This window comes from Sphingosinicella sp. CPCC 101087, assembly GCF_004151485.1.
Classification (GTDB): domain Bacteria; phylum Pseudomonadota; class Alphaproteobacteria; order Sphingomonadales; family Sphingomonadaceae; genus Allosphingosinicella.
Genome location: NZ_SBFF01000008.1, coordinates 20547 through 36771, shown reverse-complemented (window position 1 = coordinate 36771; position 16225 = coordinate 20547). Strand labels below are relative to the sequence as shown.

The 16225-nt window shown below is 67.4% G+C and carries 16 protein-coding genes and 1 tRNA gene; 9 read left to right on the top strand and 8 right to left on the bottom strand.

From position 1 onward, the window contains the following. Positions 1-40 precede the first annotated feature (40 nt). A complete protein-coding gene (locus EKM57_RS13295) occupies positions 41-682 on the top strand; it encodes a glutathione S-transferase family protein (protein ID WP_129793000.1) in 642 nt (213 codons plus the stop codon). A 90-nt stretch (positions 683-772) separates the two neighbouring features. Here EKM57_RS13295 and EKM57_RS13290 read toward each other — a convergent pair. Further along, a tRNA-Gly gene (locus EKM57_RS13290) sits at positions 773-846 on the bottom strand. Between the two features lie 156 nt (positions 847-1002). Beyond that, positions 1003-3717, bottom strand: coding sequence for a bifunctional diguanylate cyclase/phosphodiesterase (locus EKM57_RS13285; protein WP_129792999.1), 2715 nt, complete (start codon positions 3715-3717; stop codon positions 1003-1005). Positions 3718-3876: 159 nt separating this feature from the next. Here EKM57_RS13285 and EKM57_RS13280 point away from each other — a divergent pair, with 159 nt between their 5' ends. Together EKM57_RS13280 and EKM57_RS13275 are read left to right on the top strand one after the other, a co-directional pair. After that, entirely contained in the window at positions 3877-4674 is a 798-nt protein-coding gene (locus EKM57_RS13280) for a DUF1499 domain-containing protein (RefSeq protein WP_129792998.1), read from the top strand. A gap of 128 nt (positions 4675-4802) precedes the next feature. Next, the gene (locus EKM57_RS13275) at positions 4803-5225 is read left to right on the top strand and encodes a hypothetical protein (protein WP_206185430.1); all 423 of its coding nucleotides are present in this window, start codon (positions 4803-4805) and stop codon (positions 5223-5225) included. A 3-nt stretch (positions 5226-5228) separates the two neighbouring features. Here the strand turns inward: EKM57_RS13275 and EKM57_RS13270 are convergent, their stop codons facing one another. The 6 genes from EKM57_RS13270 to EKM57_RS13245 all read right to left on the bottom strand — a co-directional run bounded on the left by EKM57_RS13270 (position 5229) and on the right by EKM57_RS13245 (position 9002). After that, on the bottom strand, positions 5229-5495 hold the full coding sequence (locus EKM57_RS13270; RefSeq protein ID WP_129792996.1) for a hypothetical protein: 267 nt from the start codon (positions 5493-5495) through the stop codon (positions 5229-5231). Between the two features lie 134 nt (positions 5496-5629). After that, positions 5630-6163: a 30S ribosomal protein S9 gene (gene rpsI / locus EKM57_RS13265; protein ID WP_129792995.1), complete on the bottom strand. Its 534-nt coding sequence runs from the start codon at positions 6161-6163 to the stop codon at positions 5630-5632. Further along, positions 6163-6642 carry a 50S ribosomal protein L13 gene (gene rplM, locus EKM57_RS13260; protein WP_129792994.1) on the bottom strand — a complete coding sequence of 160 codons (480 nt, stop codon included), beginning with the start codon at positions 6640-6642 and terminating at the stop codon, positions 6163-6165. Before rplM ends, rpsI begins: the two co-directional genes overlap by 1 nt. Before the next feature lie 158 nt (positions 6643-6800). Continuing rightward, positions 6801-7646: a DUF2306 domain-containing protein gene (locus tag EKM57_RS13255; protein ID WP_129792993.1), complete on the bottom strand. Its 846-nt coding sequence runs from the start codon at positions 7644-7646 to the stop codon at positions 6801-6803. Position 7647: 1 nt separating this feature from the next. Beyond that, positions 7648-7971 (bottom strand): divalent-cation tolerance protein CutA, encoded by a 324-nt coding sequence (gene cutA / locus EKM57_RS13250; protein WP_129792992.1) that lies wholly within the window; start codon positions 7969-7971, stop codon positions 7648-7650. Further along, complete coding sequence (locus tag EKM57_RS13245; protein ID WP_206185429.1) at positions 7968-9002, bottom strand: COX15/CtaA family protein; 1035 nt, start codon at positions 9000-9002, stop codon at positions 7968-7970. Before EKM57_RS13245 ends, cutA begins: the two co-directional genes overlap by 4 nt. Before the next feature lie 383 nt (positions 9003-9385). Here EKM57_RS13245 and EKM57_RS13240 point away from each other — a divergent pair, with 383 nt between their 5' ends. The 6 genes from EKM57_RS13240 (at position 9386) to EKM57_RS13215 (ending at position 16224) form a co-directional block, all read left to right on the top strand. Then, positions 9386-9754: a MerC domain-containing protein gene (locus EKM57_RS13240; protein WP_371414148.1), complete on the top strand. Its 369-nt coding sequence runs from the start codon at positions 9386-9388 to the stop codon at positions 9752-9754. A gap of 192 nt (positions 9755-9946) precedes the next feature. After that, positions 9947-10408 (top strand): Fur family transcriptional regulator, encoded by a 462-nt coding sequence (locus EKM57_RS13235; protein WP_129792990.1) that lies wholly within the window; start codon positions 9947-9949, stop codon positions 10406-10408. A 92-nt stretch (positions 10409-10500) separates the two neighbouring features. After that, positions 10501-12426 carry a 1-deoxy-D-xylulose-5-phosphate synthase gene (gene dxs, locus EKM57_RS13230; RefSeq protein WP_129792989.1) on the top strand — a complete coding sequence of 642 codons (1926 nt, stop codon included), beginning with the start codon at positions 10501-10503 and terminating at the stop codon, positions 12424-12426. A gap of 190 nt (positions 12427-12616) precedes the next feature. Then, on the top strand, positions 12617-13999 hold the full coding sequence (locus tag EKM57_RS13225) for an alkaline phosphatase PhoX (protein ID WP_129792988.1): 1383 nt from the start codon (positions 12617-12619) through the stop codon (positions 13997-13999). Positions 14000-14334: 335 nt separating this feature from the next. Further along, positions 14335-15087: a TlyA family RNA methyltransferase gene (locus tag EKM57_RS13220; protein ID WP_129792987.1), complete on the top strand. Its 753-nt coding sequence runs from the start codon at positions 14335-14337 to the stop codon at positions 15085-15087. 51 nt (positions 15088-15138) lie between these two features. Beyond that, a complete protein-coding gene (locus EKM57_RS13215; RefSeq protein WP_129792986.1) occupies positions 15139-16224 on the top strand; it encodes an efflux RND transporter periplasmic adaptor subunit in 1086 nt (361 codons plus the stop codon). Position 16225: the final 1 nt, after the last annotated feature.

Below are 16225 nucleotides of genomic sequence, written 5' to 3'. Positions count from 1 at the left end.
ACGGGGCCGGTCGGAAATCCCTTCTTCGGAGGCGGCAAGGATGAGCGAATGGCAGCTGTTCGGGGTGCGCGGATGGGGTTCGTCGCTGGCCGAGGCGATGCTCGATTGGGTGGGGGAGCCGTACGCGTTCGTCGACGTCGCGGGCTTCGACAGGCCGGGGGAGGCACGCGAGCGGTTGCTCGCGGTCAATCCGCTCGCCCGCGTCCCCACCCTGATCGGGCCGGACGGGCAGGCGCTCACCGAAAGCGCCGCGATCGCGTTTCATCTCGCCGAGCGCCATCCGGAGGCCGGACTCGCGCCGCCGCCCGGCGACCCGCTCCGCGCGTCCTTTCTCAACCGGCTCGTCTGGTTCGTCTCGGCGCTCTACCCGACCTTCACCTTCCGCGACTATCCCGAGCGCTGGGCGCCCGAGGCCGCCGATCAGCTCGTCGAGCGGATCGATTCCTATCGCCGGTCTCTGTGGGAGCAGTTCGAGTCCCAGACGGGCGAGGGGCCATGGGTCCTGGGTGAGCGGCCGTCGGCGCTCGACGTCTATGTCGGCGCGATGTCGCACTGGCGCCCGCGTCGGGCGTGGCTGAAAGCACGCTGCCCGAAGCTCCATGGGATCGCCGAACGGGCCGACGCCTTTCCGCCGATTGCCGCCGCGATGCTGAGGAATTTCCCACCCGAGGCTGCGTCGTGAGCGGAACCGGAGCCGCGTAGAACCAGGCGCTGCCCGGCAAGATGGAGCACCACAAAGGCTCGGGGGGTTAGCCGATCAATGCGCGTGGGATGGAGCGGGCGAAGGGAATCGAACCCTCGTCGTAAGCTTGGGAAGCTTCTGCTCTACCATTGAGCTACGCCCGCACCGGCCGGAATGTAGGGTCTTCCGGCGCCCTTGCCATCCCCGAGGGACGACTGGCGATTGCCACAATCCGAGCTTTCCGGTCAACTCTCTCCGGCGGGTGCGATGCCGACTAGGCACCGGCCGCCCACACCCTCGCTTCTCATCGGCCCCGGGCGTCAGCGCAAGTCGGACGCGCGCAACGCCCTCTTCTCCAGGCCCTGGGAAAGCTCGACCGGGCGATAGGAATCGCTCTGCAGGCGGGCGCCGAACCCCTTTGGCCGGCCCGGCACCAGCCGGCGCAGGTCCAGTTCCTCGTCGAACTGGACCCCCAGGCGACCGGAATCGGTCCAGCGGACCTCTGCGCCGAGGCAGCCGCAACCGGGCAGATCGAGCTGGACCTTCGCCTCGATGGGCAATGCGCGGTCACCCTCGATCAGTGCGCCGCCGGTCGAGATGTTCCGAACCCGAACCGGCATCTGCATGCCGTTCCACTGCAAGGTCGCGACCTTGAGGAGGCCCTGCCGGGGCGGACGGTTGAACTGGAAACCGTCGGCGGTGACCGCCTTGTTCTGGGCGGCGAGCTTGTCGGCTTCCTCCGTGACCATCGGGCGCCCGAAGATGAAGCCCTGGACGTGCGAGCAGCCGAGGTCCCGGATAAGGGTGAGCTCGTCATGCGTTTCGGCGCCTTCGGCCGTGGTGTCCATGCCGAGGCTCTCGGCCAGAGTGACGATGGCGCGGATGATCGCGGCGTTGCGGCTGCCCTTCTTGGCGGCGCCGCGGACGAAGGACTGGTCGATCTTGATCTTGTCGAACGGAGTCTTGCGCAAATAGCCGAGGCTCGAATAGCCGGTGCCGAAATCGTCGAGCGCCAGGCGCACGCCGATGGCCTTCAGCCGGGCGAACATGTCGTCGGTCGACTCGCTCTCGACCAGGAACACGCCTTCGGTGATTTCGATCTCGAGCCGGCGCGGCGCCAGGCCGGCATTGGCCAGAGCGCTGACGATCGTGTTGGGCAGGTTCGCCTCGGTGAACTGGACCGGCGACAGGTTGACCGCAACCCGGACATTCTCCGGCCATTTCGCAGCGGCGGCGCAGGCGGTGCGCAGCACCCATTCGCCGAGCTGGACGATGATTCCGCACTCCTCGGCGAGCTGGATGAAGGTGCTGGGCGAGATCATGCCGCGAGAGGGATGGTGCCAACGCACCAGGGCCTCGAAGCCGCAAAGCGCCTCCGTCTTCGCGTCGACGACCGGCTGGTAATAGAGTTCGAGCTCGCCCCGGGTGATCGCCTTGCGAAGGTCGTTCTCGAGCAATTGCCGGTCCTGCGCCTCGCTATGCATTTCGGGCGCGAAGAAGCAGAAAGTGCCGCGGCCCGCTGCCTTGGCGGAATAAAGAGCGAGGTCGGCGTCGCGGATCAGCGCGTCGCCGCAGGCGCCATCCGTCGGCGCCAGAGCGATCCCGACCGAAGCGCCGATCGAAATGTTGTGACCCTCGATCAGGTAGGGCATCGACACCTGCTGGATCAGCCGTGCGGCGAGCTGGGCCAGCGTCGCCTCATCGGTCATCCCTGGAAGCACGGCCTTGAACTCGTCGCCGCCGAGCCGGCCGATCTGGCCCTTCTCGCCGATCACCGAAGCCAGGCGCTGGGCGACCTGCTTCAGGAGCGCGTCGCCGATCGGGTGCCCAAGCGTGTCGTTGACGTTCTTGAACCGGTCCAGGTCGATGAGGAAAAGCGCGCATTCGCCATTCGCGCCGCTGCCCTGCAGGGTCTCGTCGAGCGTGCGGCGCATCAGCATCCGGTTCGGCAGGCCGGTGAGGGAATCATATTTTGCGAGGCGGTTGATCTCGTCCTCGGAACGGCGCTGCTCGGTCAGGTCGGTACCGATGCCGCGAAAGCCGAGGAAGCGGCCATATTCGTCGAAGCTCGGCGTCCCGGACAGCGACCACCAGAGCTCCGCCTTGATGTTCGCGCGCACGGTGATGTCGGCGAAGGGCAGGCGGGCGGACAGGTGGAATCCGAGCGTCCGTTCAGACGAATCCGCCGAGCCGGACGAATCCGAACCGATCAGGTCGGTGAAGGGGCGGCCGATCAGGTCCGCCGCGGGCATGCCAAGGTCGTCTGCGAGCTGATCCGATACGTAGGACAAGGCACCTCGCGCGGTCGTCTCCCAGAACCACCCGCGTCCGGCCTGCTCGAACTCCTCGATGAAACGGCTGGCACGTTGAGCCTTCCAGTCGATTACCACCCGCCGCCTGAGCTGGGTGAGCCGTTCCGCGGTGTGGCGCACGCTCAGCTGAACCAGGCACAAAGCGAGCAAGGCGCCGATGCTGGTGCTGCCGGGGTCGCCCGACAGGAACAGCCAAGCGGCGGCGGCGCCGAAGCCCCCGATTGCCGCGAGGCCCGGAAAGGCGACGAAGGAGAGGGGGACGGCGAGCAAGCCGCAGGCGAGGCCGAGCCCCAGCAAGGGGGCGGCGCCGGCGTCGGCGCTCCCGGCCGCGGCGAAGGCTGCTGCAGTCAGGGCGATGGCCGCAACGGCATAGACGGCCGCAAATCGTAGCGCGGCATGGGGGGCGATCCTCGACACCGGAAAGCGCCGGGAAAGCAGCCATGCCGCCACGTCGATGAGGAGCAGCGCTCCGAGCGGCACCAGTAGCTGGACCGATGCGACGGCCCGCGGCCCAACGGCAATGAGGATCGCGGCGGCGCAGATGAAATGGACGCCGAGAAAGAAAGCGGGCGCCGGCACCAGAGCGCGCAGCCGCTCGCGCGCTGCGCTTTCCGCCCGCTCGTCGACGCCCGGACCGAAGTCCTGGACCAGGAGCTGGGCGAGCGACAGCGGATCGTCGGCATCGGTTGCGGCCGGCTCGACATGCTTTCGAAGGACTCGCATGCCGCCGCTCTAGGCGGTTCACCTTAAGAAGCCGTTGTCCTCGCCGGACGGGACGGAGCGGCGGTTCGGACCCGTCCGGGCGCCCCAGAACCGCCCCAGGCTCTTGTCCGAAACGACGGCGGGGCGCATAGGGGGCGCGCTTTCATTGGAGGACGGTCGATGGTGGAAGCCATGAAGAAGCGGCGCTGGGCCGGCCGCCTCAGCATCGCTGCCGCGATTCTCGGCCTCGGCTCGGTGGCCGCCGCCGCGATCGCCGCCTTCGGTGCCGGCGGCGGCGCCTGGCATTTCGGCGTCGGTTTCAGCGTTCTCCGATATGCCTTCTTCGCCGCTATCGCCGGAATCGTGCTGGCGCTCGTCGCCATCTTCATTGCGCGAAGCGCGGCACCGAAACTGATTCTGCTCAACCTCGCGGTCATCCTGGTGGCGGGGGCCTTCGTCGCATTTCTGGGCAACCAGATCCGGACGGCTCGCAGCGTGCCGCCGATCCACGACATCTCGACCGACCTGGAAGACTGGCCGCAATTCCATCGCCTCGCCGAGCGCGAGGACAATCTCGCGGTCGTTCCGGACATGGGCCGCGCCGAGCTTGCCGCGCTTTCGCCGCGCGAGCGCTGGAAGGCGATCCATCGCGAGCATTATGGCGATATCGCCACGATCCGCGTGCCGTGGAGCGTCGAGGAGACCGTCGCGCGGGCGCGAGCATTGGCCGAGAATCGCGGATGGGAGATCGTCACCGCCGATCCCGACAACGGCATCGTCGAGGCGGTCGACACCAGCTTGTTCTTCCGGTTCAAGGACGATGTCGTCGTACGGGTGCGGCCGGCGGGCGACGGCACCGGATCGATCGTCGACATGCGCTCGGTGAGCCGCGTCGGCGTCAGCGACATCGGCGTCAATGCCCGCCGCGTGCGAGAATTTCTCGCCGACCTGCGGCGCGGGGATATGCCTGCGGGCTGAGGCGTGGATCCTGCCGCGCTCCGGCTGAGCGCGGCAGCCGCCACAATTGAAACAATATGGCCCCGCCGGCGGCATCAGCCGGCCACGCAGCGTCTCTATCCCTCCTTCGAGAAGGAAAGGATGGAATGATGACCCCGCAACAGTGCCAATTGGTGAAGAGGAGCTTTCGGATCGCCGAAACGCAGCGGATCCAGCTCGCCGGCTGCTTCATGGCCGAGCTTTTTGCCCGGGACCCGGCGCTCTGGCGGCTGTTCAGCAGCAATCCGGCTTTGCGCGGCGACAAACTCCACCATGCGGTAGCGGGCATCGTCGCTTTGGTCGACCGTCTCCACCCGATCGTCCCGGTGCTCGAATGGCTCGCATTTCACGGCGCGGCGCTCGGCATCGGCGAGCGGCATCACGTCATCATCGCCGATGCGCTGCTCTCGGCCCTGGAATCGCTGCTCGGCGATTCGTTCACGCCGGCGCACCGGCAGAGCTGGTGGCTGGCCTGCCGGCAGGTGATCGACGTCATGCTGCACGCGCTGGAGGCGGAGCCGCTCGCGGCGTGAGGATCAACCCGCCCGCGGCATCTGCCGCAGCTCGTCGCATTCCTCCCGATCGGGGTCGCGCTCGCAGCGGCGCTGGAGCCGCCCCAGTCTCTCCTCCTGCTCGCGTATCTCGCGCCCGCGCCGCTGATCCGCCTCGGACTGGCTGGTCGTGACGGCGTCGACTCCGGCGCCGACGGCCTTGACCGGCAGGGTCACGACGTTGGCGGCGGTACGGACCAGACAGCCCGAGAGGAGAAGAGCGGCGAAGGGGAGGAGGATTATCGATCTCATGCACAGCCTCGGAGATTGGGACCCGGCCTGGAGCCCGCGGCCGGAAGAATAAGACGCTTCGCCGCCGCCTGAAAGCAGAAGCGGCCCGGATTTCTCCGAGCCGCCTCGTTGAAGCACCTTTTCGTCTCGCCAGATCAGCGCTTCGAGAACTGGAAGCTGCGGCGAGCCTTGGCGCGGCCATATTTCTTGCGCTCCACGACGCGCGGGTCGCGGGTGAGGAAGCCGGCCTGCTTGACCGTGCTCCGAAGCGCCGGCTCGTAGCGGCTCAGTGCCTGGGCGATACCGTGCTTGACCGCGCCGGCCTGGCCCGAAAGGCCTCCGCCGACCACAGAGCAGACGACGTCATACTGGCCCCGCCGCTCGGCGATGTCGAACGGCTGGTTGATCACGAGGCGCAGGGTCGGCCGGGCGAAATAGACGCTCTGGTCGCGGCCGTTGACGGTGATCTTGCCGGTGCCGGGCTTCAGCCAGACTCGGGCGACCGCGTCCTTGCGGCGGCCAGTGGCGTAAGCGCGGCCCTGCTTGTCGATCTGCTGCTCGCGCAGCGGCGCGGGCGGGCCGCCCCGCGGCTCGACGGGCTGTGCGGCCTCGGGGGCTTCCGCCGCCGGAGCGGCATCGCCAGTGGTCAGCTCAGCCAGATCGGAAAGCGATTGACGGGTATCGGACATCAGGCACCCACCTTGTTCTTGCGGTTCATCGCCGCGACATCGAGGATCTCAGGATTCTGGCCGCCGTGCGGATGCTCGGCGCCGGAATAGAGGTGAAGCGAGCGCATCTGCTCCCGGCCCAGCGGACCGCGCGGAATCATCCGCTCGATCGCCTTCTCCAGCACACGCTCGGGAAAGCGGCCCTCCAGCACCTTGCCGGCGGTAATTTCCTTGATGCCGCCAGCATAGCCGGTGTGCTTGTAATAGGTCTTCTGCGCCAGCTTGCGGCCGGTGAAGCGCACCTTGTCTGCATTGACGATGACGACATGATCGCCGCAATCGACATGCGGGGTGAAGCTCGGCTTGTGCTTGCCGCGCAGGATGTTGGCGACGATCGACGCGAGGCGCCCGACCACCAGCCCGTCGGCATCGATCAGATGCCACTTCTTCTCCACCTCGGCCGGCTTGACGGCCTTGGTGGTCTTCATCAGCGCCTTCATGGGCCCGGACCTCTTCAAAATGAGCAGCGCCGCTGCGAATGCGAGCGGCGCGGACGGCGGGCAGATGGCAGCGGAGGTGTGGAAAGTCAAGGGATTGGGCGGGTTTCACGAGAGGTATTGCAATACCATAGCCTATGGAAGCGGGATCGGACCGTGGTTCATCCCGTCACGCGAAAGGCGATCCCGGGAAGCCAGGCGAGCCGCGCGAACTCCCAGGTTGCGAGGGCGATCACCGCCGTCGCGGCGGTGAGCAGGAGCGCACTGACCGTCTGGAGCAGCGGCCGGCCCGGCGCCGCGCGCGCGCGGATGAAGAGCTCCGCGACAAGGAGGTTGGGCAGATAGAAAGCGAAGTCCATCACGAGATCGAACCCGCCGCGGAAATCGGCGGTGTGTCCGGCGGCGCCCGTGGCGACGAACCAAAGTCCATATTCAAGCCGGTAGAGCCACGATCCGATCGCGAGCGCGAAGAGCCGGATCGCCCAGGCGCGGTGGCGCTCGAGGCGCCGCGCGCGTGCATGCCTGAGCGTCTCGACTGCCGCCGCCACGACCAGTGCGCCGTAGAGGCCGAAGCCCAGGTCCATGACCGTCCCCCCGACCGTGCCCCTGACGAGGATGAAGGCGAGGCCGCCGAGCCCGGCGATCAGAGCCGAGGCGACGTAGAGCCGGCCGATCCAGTGGTGAAGGGCGGGTGCCGCCCGGCGTATCCTTCCGACGAGCTGGACAGGCCCGAGCAGCAGCAGGATGGCGCCGGCGGCGAAGTGGGCGGCTATTCCGGCCGTTGCCGCGGGCGTTTCGGGCGCGAACAGTCCGGGGAGAACCTCGTTCCAATCGGCCGGCGTGCCGACGGCGATCGCCCCGGCGTAGAAGAAGATGATGTAGATGCCGAACAGAGCGGCGGAGAACCAGGCGCTCGCGGCCAGCGCCGTCCCGCTCCATCGAAGCCAGACCGCCGACCCGCCTTGGGTCGCCGAGCCGGCCGCCGGAACCAGTTCCGCCGCACGCATGTCAGCCCGTTCGGGTCTCTTCGACCACCCAGGCTTGATAGGCATCGAGCGCCGTTGCGACAGGCCAGATGACGGCGGCCGGAACATCATAGCTGTGGAGCGCCCCGATGCGGGCGATCAGCGCCGGCGCCCGTTCGGCGCTCGTCTTGAAGATCGCCGGCACTTCCGGCGCCTCCTCGACCTTGCCCTGCCAGCGGTAGATCGAATGGGAAGGCGCGAGGATGTTGGCGCAGGCGGCATGCCCTTCCTCGACCAGGATACGGGCGACGCGCCGCGCTTCTTCCTCGCTGCCGAACGTGGAGTAGACGCTGACGATGTCGTTCACGCCTTTCTCTCCCCCAGGCGATGCGCGGCCAGGATCACGGCCGCGAGCAGCAGGGCCGCCATCCCCTGATGGGCCACCGCAATGTCTATCTGAACGCCCGAGAGCAGGGTGAGGATGCCGAGCAGGATCTGAATGACGACCGCACCGACCAGCATCGTGGCCTCGCTGCGCAACCCTTGCGACCAGGCGCGGGTGCCGAGCCAGACGACCAAGGCGGCGACGACGAAGGCGAGCCACCGATGCACGAACTGAACCATGACGGGATTGTCCGCGAAGTTGCGCAGGAACGGCTCGAGCATCGGTGCTTCGGCCGGGAACCATTCGTCGCCCATTCGCGGCCAGCTATTGAAGGCATAGCCCGCCTCGAGCCCGGCGACATAGGCGCCGAACAGGAACTGGAGGAAGAGAAGGCACAGGGCCCAGATGGCGAGCAGCGGCATCCGGACCGGCGGTGCCGAAGGCCGCCTCGCCATGGCCCTGAGATCGAGGGCGACCCAGATCAGGCCGGCGAAGATCAGCAAAGCGGTGAGGAGATGGACGGCAAGCCGGATGTGGCTGACCTCCGGGACATCGACCAAGCCCGAGGCGACCATCCACCAGCCGATCGCGCCCTGAAGCCCCCCCAGAGCCAGCAGCCCGGTCAGCTTCCAGCCATATCCCGCCGGGATCGCCCTGCGCCACCAGAACCAGAGCAAAGGCAAAGCGAAAGCGAGCCCGATAAGCCGTCCGAGAAGCCGGTGGACATATTCCCAGAAGAAGATGGTCTTGAAGTCTTCCAGCGTCATCGCGCTGTTGTTGATCCGATATTGCGGAGTCGCCCGGTAATGGTCGAACTCGGCCTGCCAGTCGGCGTCGTCGAGCGGCGGGATTGCACCGGAAATCGGCTCCCAGCGCACCATCGACAGGCCCGATTCGGTAAGGCGCGTGATTCCGCCGACCACCACCATCAGGAAGACCAGGGCGGCAACGACGAGCAGCCAGGCGGAAATGGCGGCGGGCCGCGGCCGGGCCGCTGCGGGTCTCGAGAACATGCGCCGCCTATGGCGGAGCGGCGCACGCTTGCCAACGCCCGCCGATCGCGCCCGCTCGGTCGCCGCGGCGGGCGCGGACTGGCGCATCACCCGGCGCACCGCCGGCTCGTCGACGTCCCGGCCGTTTGTTCAGTGGAGGACGTCCCCGTGCATGCCGACGTCGAACCCGTCTCGTTCGCCGGGCGCATGGCCGCACGCGCGGGTGATCGCGGCTTCTCGTCGACGGTGAAGGAAGGTCCGCTTCCCGAAGGCCCTGCTCGATCAGGGAGGAGGCGCCAAGGAATCTCGGCCGAAGCGGCGCGCCGTCGCGGAACTTTCATCCTGATGATATATTGTAACTCGCCGCGAGGGCGCTTATAAGGGCGGCAGGAGGTGAAGTGCGCGTGATTCAGGGTGCGATCAGGAGCGAAGCGATCGACCGGCTGGCCATCGGCCTGTCGGGCCTTTGCCTCGTCCATTGCATCGCCAGCGCCGTGCTTCTCGCCGTCCTCGCTTCGGCCGGCGGGCTGCTGCTCGATCCGATCGTCCACGAGCTGGGGATGATGCTGGCCCTCGGGCTCGGCATCGTCGGCCTCGGCCGCGGCATCCTCGCCCACGGCTTCATGCTCCCGGCGGCGATCGGCAGCCTCGGCCTGGGCATCATGGCGGGCGCGCTGACGCTCGATCATGACGCCCTCACCACCGTCTATTCGGTTGCGGGCGTGCTGATCCTCGCGCTCGGGCACGATCTGAACCGCCGAGCGGTGATCTGATCCTTCGACAATGAACAGGTGAAGCTTGCCCGCGGCACGTCTCAGGGCCGGCCGGGGCAATCCAATCTACCCATCGTCCAATGCCTCCCTGTGCAGGGGCAGGCAAGCGCAAGGTCGGGACCGAGTCTGCCGAAGGGCTTCATACGAGGGCGCAAGCTTGTTCCGGGGGCCCGAAAGTCCTATTTCCCCACCATGGCCCATATCCACCACAGTCATTCCGGCACCGACCTCGCGGACGCTGCGCGGACGACGATGGAGCGGTCGGGCGAGCAATGGACGCCGATGCGCGCCGCTGTCTTCGCCGCTCTGTCGGGATTCGAACGGCCCGCCTCGGCCTATGACATTGCCGAGAAGGTCTCGCAGGTCCAGGGGCGCCGAGTCGCCGCCAACAGCGTCTATCGAATTCTCGACCTGTTCGTAGGCGCGAATCTCGCGCGCCGGGTGGAGAGCGCGAATGCCTATGTGGCCAACGACCATCCGGACTGCCTCCACGACTGCATCTTCCTGATCTGCGACCAGTGCGGTCAGGCCAAGCATGTCGACGACGACAGCCTGTCCGGAGGTGTCCGCGAAATGGCCCGCCGCGCCGGCTTCTCGGCGGCGCGTCCGGTCATCGAGGTGCGCGGCCGCTGTGGAGACTGCGAGGCGGACTGAACCGCTCCGCGCAAATTCCACCGGATCTGCACGGCCTTTCGGTTCGACTTCGCCCCGGCGCCGACTTATGTAGGGCGCCAATGAGGAAGAGAATGGCCGAACATCCCGAGACCCCGCTCCTCGACACGGTCGAGACGCCGGAGCAGCTGCGCAAGCTGGAGCCCGACCAGCTTCGCCAGCTCGCCGAAGAGCTTCGTTCCGAGATGATTTCGGCGGTTTCGGTCACCGGAGGGCATCTCGGCGCGGGACTTGGCGTGGTCGAGCTCACGGTAGCGCTCCATTACGTGTTCGAGACGCCGCGCGACCGGCTGATCTGGGACGTCGGCCACCAGGCCTATCCGCACAAGATCCTGACCGGCCGACGCAGCCGCATCCGCACGCTCCGCCAGGGCGGCGGCCTGTCGGGCTTCACCAAGCGCAGCGAGAGCGAATATGACCCGTTCGGGGCGGCGCACAGCTCGACGTCGATCTCCGCCGCTCTGGGCTTCGCCATCGCCAACAAGCTCTCCGACGTCCCGGGCAAGGCCATTGCGGTGATCGGCGACGGCGCGATGTCCGCCGGCATGGCCTATGAGGCGATGAACAATGCCGAGCAGGCCGGCAACCGGCTGGTGGTGATCCTCAACGACAACGACATGTCGATCGCGCCGCCGGTCGGCGGCCTCTCCCACTATCTCGCCCGCCTGGTCTCGTCGAACAAATATCTGACCGTCCGGCACCTGGCCCAGCGCTTCGCGCGCAAGCTGCCCGACGGCCTCCATTCGGCGGCGCGCAAGATCGAGGAATATGCCCGCGGCCTGGCCACGGGCGGAACGCTCTTCGAAGAGCTCGGCTTCTATTATGTCGGGCCCGTCGACGGGCACAATGTCGAGGCGCTGGTCAAGATCCTGGAGAATGTGCGCGACGCCGACGAAGGACCGATGCTGGTCCATGTCGTCACCAAGAAGGGCAAGGGATATGCCCCGGCCGAGGCGGCGGCCGACAAATATCACGGCGTCCAGAAGTTCGACGTCATCACCGGAGCCCAGGCCAAGGCCGAGCCGGGACCGCCGAGCTATACGGCCGTCTTCGCGAAGGCGTTGACCGCCGAAGCGGAGCGCGACGACAAAGTGGTGGCGATAACCGCGGCCATGCCGTCCGGCACCGGCCTCGACAAGTTCGGCGCACGCTTCCCCGACCGCACCTTCGACGTCGGTATCGCCGAGCAGCATGCGGTGACCTTCGCCGCCGGCCTCGCCGCCCAGGGTTACCGGCCTTTCTGCGCGATCTACTCGACCTTCCTGCAGCGCGCCTACGACCAGGTCGTCCACGACGTCGCCATTCAGAATTTGCCGGTGCGCTTCGCAATGGATCGGGCCGGCCTCGTCGGAGCCGACGGCGCGACCCATGCGGGCAGCTTCGACCTCGCTTATCTGTGCACCCTGCCCAACTTCGTCGTCATGGCGGCCGCCGACGAGGCCGAGCTGGTTCATATGGTTCACACCATGGCGCTGCACGACAGCGGCCCGAGCGCGGTGCGCTATCCGCGCGGCAACGGCGTTGGGGTGCCGCTTCCGCAAGTTCCCGAGCGACTCGAGATCGGCAAGGGCCGAATCATTCGGGAAGGGAAGAAGGTCGCCATATTGTCGCTGGGAACGCGCCTGGCGGAGGCAGAGAAAGCGGCCGACCGGCTGGACGGCCGCGGCCTTTCCACCACGGTAGCCGACATGCGCTTCGCCAAGCCGCTCGACGAAGAACTGATCCGCCGGCTCGCATCCACGCACGAAGTCTGCGTGACGATCGAGGAAGCCGCGATCGGGGGCCTCGGCGCCCACATTCTCACCCTGGCGAGCGACGAGGGGCTGATCGATTCCGGGCTGAAACTGCGCACCATGCGCCTTCCCGACCGGTTCCAGGACCAGGACAAGCCCGAGAAGCAATATGCCGAGGCCGGCCTCGACGCCGACGGAATCGTCGAAACGGTGCTGAAGGCGCTGCGCCACAACAGCACCGGGGTGATCGAGGGGGCTCGGGCCTAGAGCGGACCCGAAGGCGGGCTCCCTGCATCACTCCCGTGCAAGCGGGATCCAGCTTCCCGACCCGCGCGGCTGCATCGAAGCGGGGATTCGGGTTGCGTGGGGATGAAAGAGACCGGGACGAGACCCCGGCGTCTTTGAAGCGTCACAAATCCGGTTCTAGGAGCGCCGAAGCCTTTTTGGGATTGCCGTCATGCTGAACCGCCGAACCTTCACCGCTTCCTCCCTTGCCGCGATCGCCTTTGCGGGGCTGGCCCGCCGGAGTTTCGCGCAGGAAGGGGAGAGCAGCTATCGAAACGAGGTGCCGGGCTATGGCGACCTTACCCGCGATCCCGCCGGCATGTTCGACCTGCCGCCGGGCTTTTCTTATTCGCTGGTGTCGAGCGCCGGCGAGGTCATGGACGATGGCTATTTCGCCCCGGATAGCTTCGACGGCATGGCCTGCTTCCCGCTCGATGCGCGCCGCGTCGCCCTGATCCGCAATCACGAGCTGCACGCCTCGATGATCGATGTCGGTCCGACCGGCGGTCGGCCGGCCTTGATCGACCGGCTGCGAGGCGAGCCGCATTATGGCCGCGACGCCGACGGGCGCCCGCTCCCGGGCGGCACCTCGACCATCGTTTACGACATGGCGAGCGGACGGCGCGAGCAGCAATATCTCAGCCTTGCCGGCACGATCGTGAACTGCGCCGGCGGGCCGACCCCCTGGGGAAGCTGGCTGAGCTGCGAGGAGAATACCTCCCGCGACGGCGACGTTTCGGAGGATCATGGCTGGGTCTTCGATGTGCCCGCCAGCCACCGCGGCCTGGTCCGACCGGTGGCGCTGCGCGGCCTCGGCCGTTTCCGGCACGAGGCGGCGGCGGTCGATCCTGCTACCGGCATCGTCTACCTGACCGAGGATCGGGAGGATTCCCTCTTCTATCGCTTCGTGCCGGAGCGGCCCGGCGCGCTGGACGGGCCGGGACGCCTGCAGGCGCTGGCGATTCGCGACCTTGCCGGCGCGGATACGCGCAACTGGAATGCGGTGACGGTGGCGCCCCGAAGCACCCATGACGTCCGCTGGATCGACATGGACGAGCCGGAGAGCCCCGCGGACGACCTGCGCGGGCGCGGCCAGACGGCCGGCGCGGCCATCTTCGCGCGCGGCGAGGGAATCCATCGCGGCGAGGGCGTCTATTATTTCTGCTGCACGTCGGGCGGAGCGGCGCGGCTCGGCCAGATCTTCCGCTACGTGCCGAGTCCTCAGGAAGGACGAGCCGGAGAGGCGGCGGCGCCGGGACGGCTCCACCTGTTCGTCGAATCGGCCGATTCCAAGGTGCTGGACTATGCCGACAATGTGACGGTGGCACCGTGGGGACATCTCATCGTGTGCGAGGACCGTGCGGACGACGCCCCCTGCCATCTCAAGGGGGTCACGCCCGAAGGGCGGCTCTACACGCTGGCGCGGCTCAACTGGGACACCGAGCTGGCCGGCGCCTGCTTCTCGCCCGACGGGAAGACCCTGTTCGTGAACGTCTATCGGCCCGGTCGCACGCTGGCGATCAGCGGGCCGTGGCACCAATTGCGCGCCGCCTGACGGGATCGGGCGGGGGGAAGGCTCCGCCGCAAAAGGGGGGAAAGCGGCGGAGCCTGCTCGATTTGCGCCCCCTGCTCTCGAGCCTTCTGGATGTGGGAACTTGCGCCTGCAATTGCAATTAAGTCATTCTACTACCGAGCAAACTTTGTACGATAGCGCACAGAATGTGCCGTTTGAATCACCCCGTTCCGTGCCATTTCGCGGGTGCGGCCGAGCTGTTAGATCCCACACGAGGACGCAAGCACGCGAAGGATCACCAGCATGCGAGAGGTGGAGAGCGAGATCAGTTCCAGGCCGGTATCAGCCGCGGGCCAGTTCGGATCGCCGCCGAAACCATGACCAAGTTGCGGGCCGATCAGATGCTCGTCGACCGGGGGCTGGTGGAGAGTCGGGCGCGGGCGCAAGCGTTGATCCTGGCGGGCCTGGTCTTTTCCGGCGAGCGCAAGATCGACAAAGCCGGGCAGGCGCTGCCCGCCGAGGCGCCGATCGAGGTGCGCGGCAAGGACCATCCCTGGGTATCGCGCGGCGGAATCAAGCTTGCCCATGCGCTCGATCATTTCGCCTGGGACGTGACCGGGGCGACGGCGCTCGACGTCGGCGCTTCGACGGGAGGTTTCACCGACGTGCTCCTCCAGCGCGGCGCAGCCAAGGTTCATGCGGTGGACGTGGGCACCAACCAGCTCGCCTGGGAGCTGCGTCAGGACCCGCGCGTGATCGTCCATGAGAAGACCAATGCCCGCTATCTCGATTGCAACATCATCCCCGAACCGGTCGACCTCGTCGTCTGCGACGCGAGCTTCATCTCCCTGGCCAAGGTTCTCGATGCGGCGATCGACCTTGCCGGCGTCGGGGCGCGCCTGATCGCCCTGATCAAGCCGCAGTTCGAAGCCGAGCGTAGCGAGGTCGGAAAAGGCGGGGTCGTGCGCGATCCCGAGGTACACCGGCGGGTGTGCGAAGGCGCGGCGAATTGGATCGGATCGCGCGGTTGGACCGTCATCGGGGTGACGCAAAGTCCCATCACGGGCCCGGAAGGGAATGTCGAGTTTCTGCTGGCAGCCCTAAAGCGTCCCGCCACAACGACAATTTGATACAAACGTCGTCTCGACAAGCGCGTGATTTTCGGCATGAGCAGCTCTGCGATGCGCAAGCTCCCTCTTCTGGTCGTCATTTCCGCTCTTTTCATCGCCTCCTGCGGCACCGGGGAGGCCGAGAATGATGGCGACAGGACGCCGCCTCTGGTCAAGGCCGAGCCGGCGACGACCGTGCGATTCGCCGACAGGATCGATGCCGTCGGGACCGCGCGCGCCAACGAGCAGGTGACGATCTCGGCGCCCGTCACCGAGCGCATCGTCCGGCTGAATTTCGACGACGGAGGCTATGTTCGACGAGGGCAGGTGATCGCCGTCCTGCAGCAGGCCCAGCAGAGCGCCCAATTGCGTGAGGTTCAGGCGCGGACGCGCGAGGCGGAGCAGCAGCTGGAGCGGATCGCTGAACTGAAGGATCGCGGGTTCGCGACCCGCGCCGACTACGACGCCCAGGTCGCGGCTGCCGCAGCGGCGCAGGCGCAGGCGCAGGGCGTGCGCGCCGAGATCGGCGAACGCGTGATTCGCGCGCCTTTCTCAGGTTGGGTCTCGCTGAGGAATATCTCCGTCGGCGCGATTGCCAGCCAGGGAACCGAGATCGCGACGATCAGCGACGTCAGCACGATCAAGCTAGACTTCACGGTGCCCGAGACGATGCTCTCGGCGCTGCAGCCCGGCCAGCCGATCGAGGCGCGTTCGGATGCCTATCCGGGCGAGGTTTTCCGAGGGCAGATCCATACCATCGATCCGGTGATCGACCCGGCGACCCGCGCCGTCATGGTCCGGGCGCGCCTGCCCAATCCGGACCGCCGGCTGCGGCCGGGCATGCTGCTTACCGTGACCATCGAGAATTCGCCGCGCATGGCGCTGTCGGTTCCCGAACTGGCGGTGATCGGCGAGGGAGACCAACGCTTCGTCTATACGGTCGACGGCGAGGGCGTGGCGCGCCGCACGCTGGTGCGCACCGGGATCCGGTTCGGCGGCCGAGTCGAGATACTCGGCGGGCTGCGGCCGGGGCAGCGCGTGATCACCGAAGGCGTGGTCAAGGTAACCGACGGCGTGGCCGTCCGCCTTGCAGGTGCGCCCGACGTCCAGCGGGCACAGGCGCCAGCGGCCGGCGCGGCCACGCCGGAAGGAGGCTGAG

What these genes read in the sequence shown, in the direction of transcription:
- EKM57_RS13295 (WP_129793000.1), top strand. Translation starts at nt 41, where the DNA reads ATGAGCGAATGGCAGCTGTTCGGGGTGCGCGGATGGGGTTCGTCGCTG.
- EKM57_RS13285 (WP_129792999.1), bottom strand. Translation starts at nt 3,717, where the DNA reads ATGCGAGTCCTTCGAAAGCATGTCGAGCCGGCCGCAACCGATGCCGAC.
- EKM57_RS13280 (WP_129792998.1), top strand. Translation starts at nt 3,877, where the DNA reads ATGGTGGAAGCCATGAAGAAGCGGCGCTGGGCCGGCCGCCTCAGCATC.
- EKM57_RS13275 (WP_206185430.1), top strand. Translation starts at nt 4,803, where the DNA reads ATGACCCCGCAACAGTGCCAATTGGTGAAGAGGAGCTTTCGGATCGCC.
- EKM57_RS13270 (WP_129792996.1), bottom strand. Translation starts at nt 5,495, where the DNA reads ATGAGATCGATAATCCTCCTCCCCTTCGCCGCTCTTCTCCTCTCGGGC.
- rpsI (WP_129792995.1), bottom strand. Translation starts at nt 6,163, where the DNA reads ATGTCCGATACCCGTCAATCGCTTTCCGATCTGGCTGAGCTGACCACT.
- rplM (WP_129792994.1), bottom strand. Translation starts at nt 6,642, where the DNA reads ATGAAGGCGCTGATGAAGACCACCAAGGCCGTCAAGCCGGCCGAGGTG.
- EKM57_RS13255 (WP_129792993.1), bottom strand. Translation starts at nt 7,646, where the DNA reads ATGCGTGCGGCGGAACTGGTTCCGGCGGCCGGCTCGGCGACCCAAGGC.
- EKM57_RS13245 (WP_206185429.1), bottom strand. Translation starts at nt 9,002, where the DNA reads ATGTTCTCGAGACCCGCAGCGGCCCGGCCGCGGCCCGCCGCCATTTCC.
- EKM57_RS13235 (WP_129792990.1), top strand. Translation starts at nt 9,947, where the DNA reads ATGGCCCATATCCACCACAGTCATTCCGGCACCGACCTCGCGGACGCT.
- dxs (WP_129792989.1), top strand. Translation starts at nt 10,501, where the DNA reads ATGGCCGAACATCCCGAGACCCCGCTCCTCGACACGGTCGAGACGCCG.
- EKM57_RS13225 (WP_129792988.1), top strand. Translation starts at nt 12,617, where the DNA reads ATGCTGAACCGCCGAACCTTCACCGCTTCCTCCCTTGCCGCGATCGCC.
- EKM57_RS13220 (WP_129792987.1), top strand. Translation starts at nt 14,335, where the DNA reads ATGACCAAGTTGCGGGCCGATCAGATGCTCGTCGACCGGGGGCTGGTG.
- EKM57_RS13215 (WP_129792986.1), top strand. Translation starts at nt 15,139, where the DNA reads ATGCGCAAGCTCCCTCTTCTGGTCGTCATTTCCGCTCTTTTCATCGCC.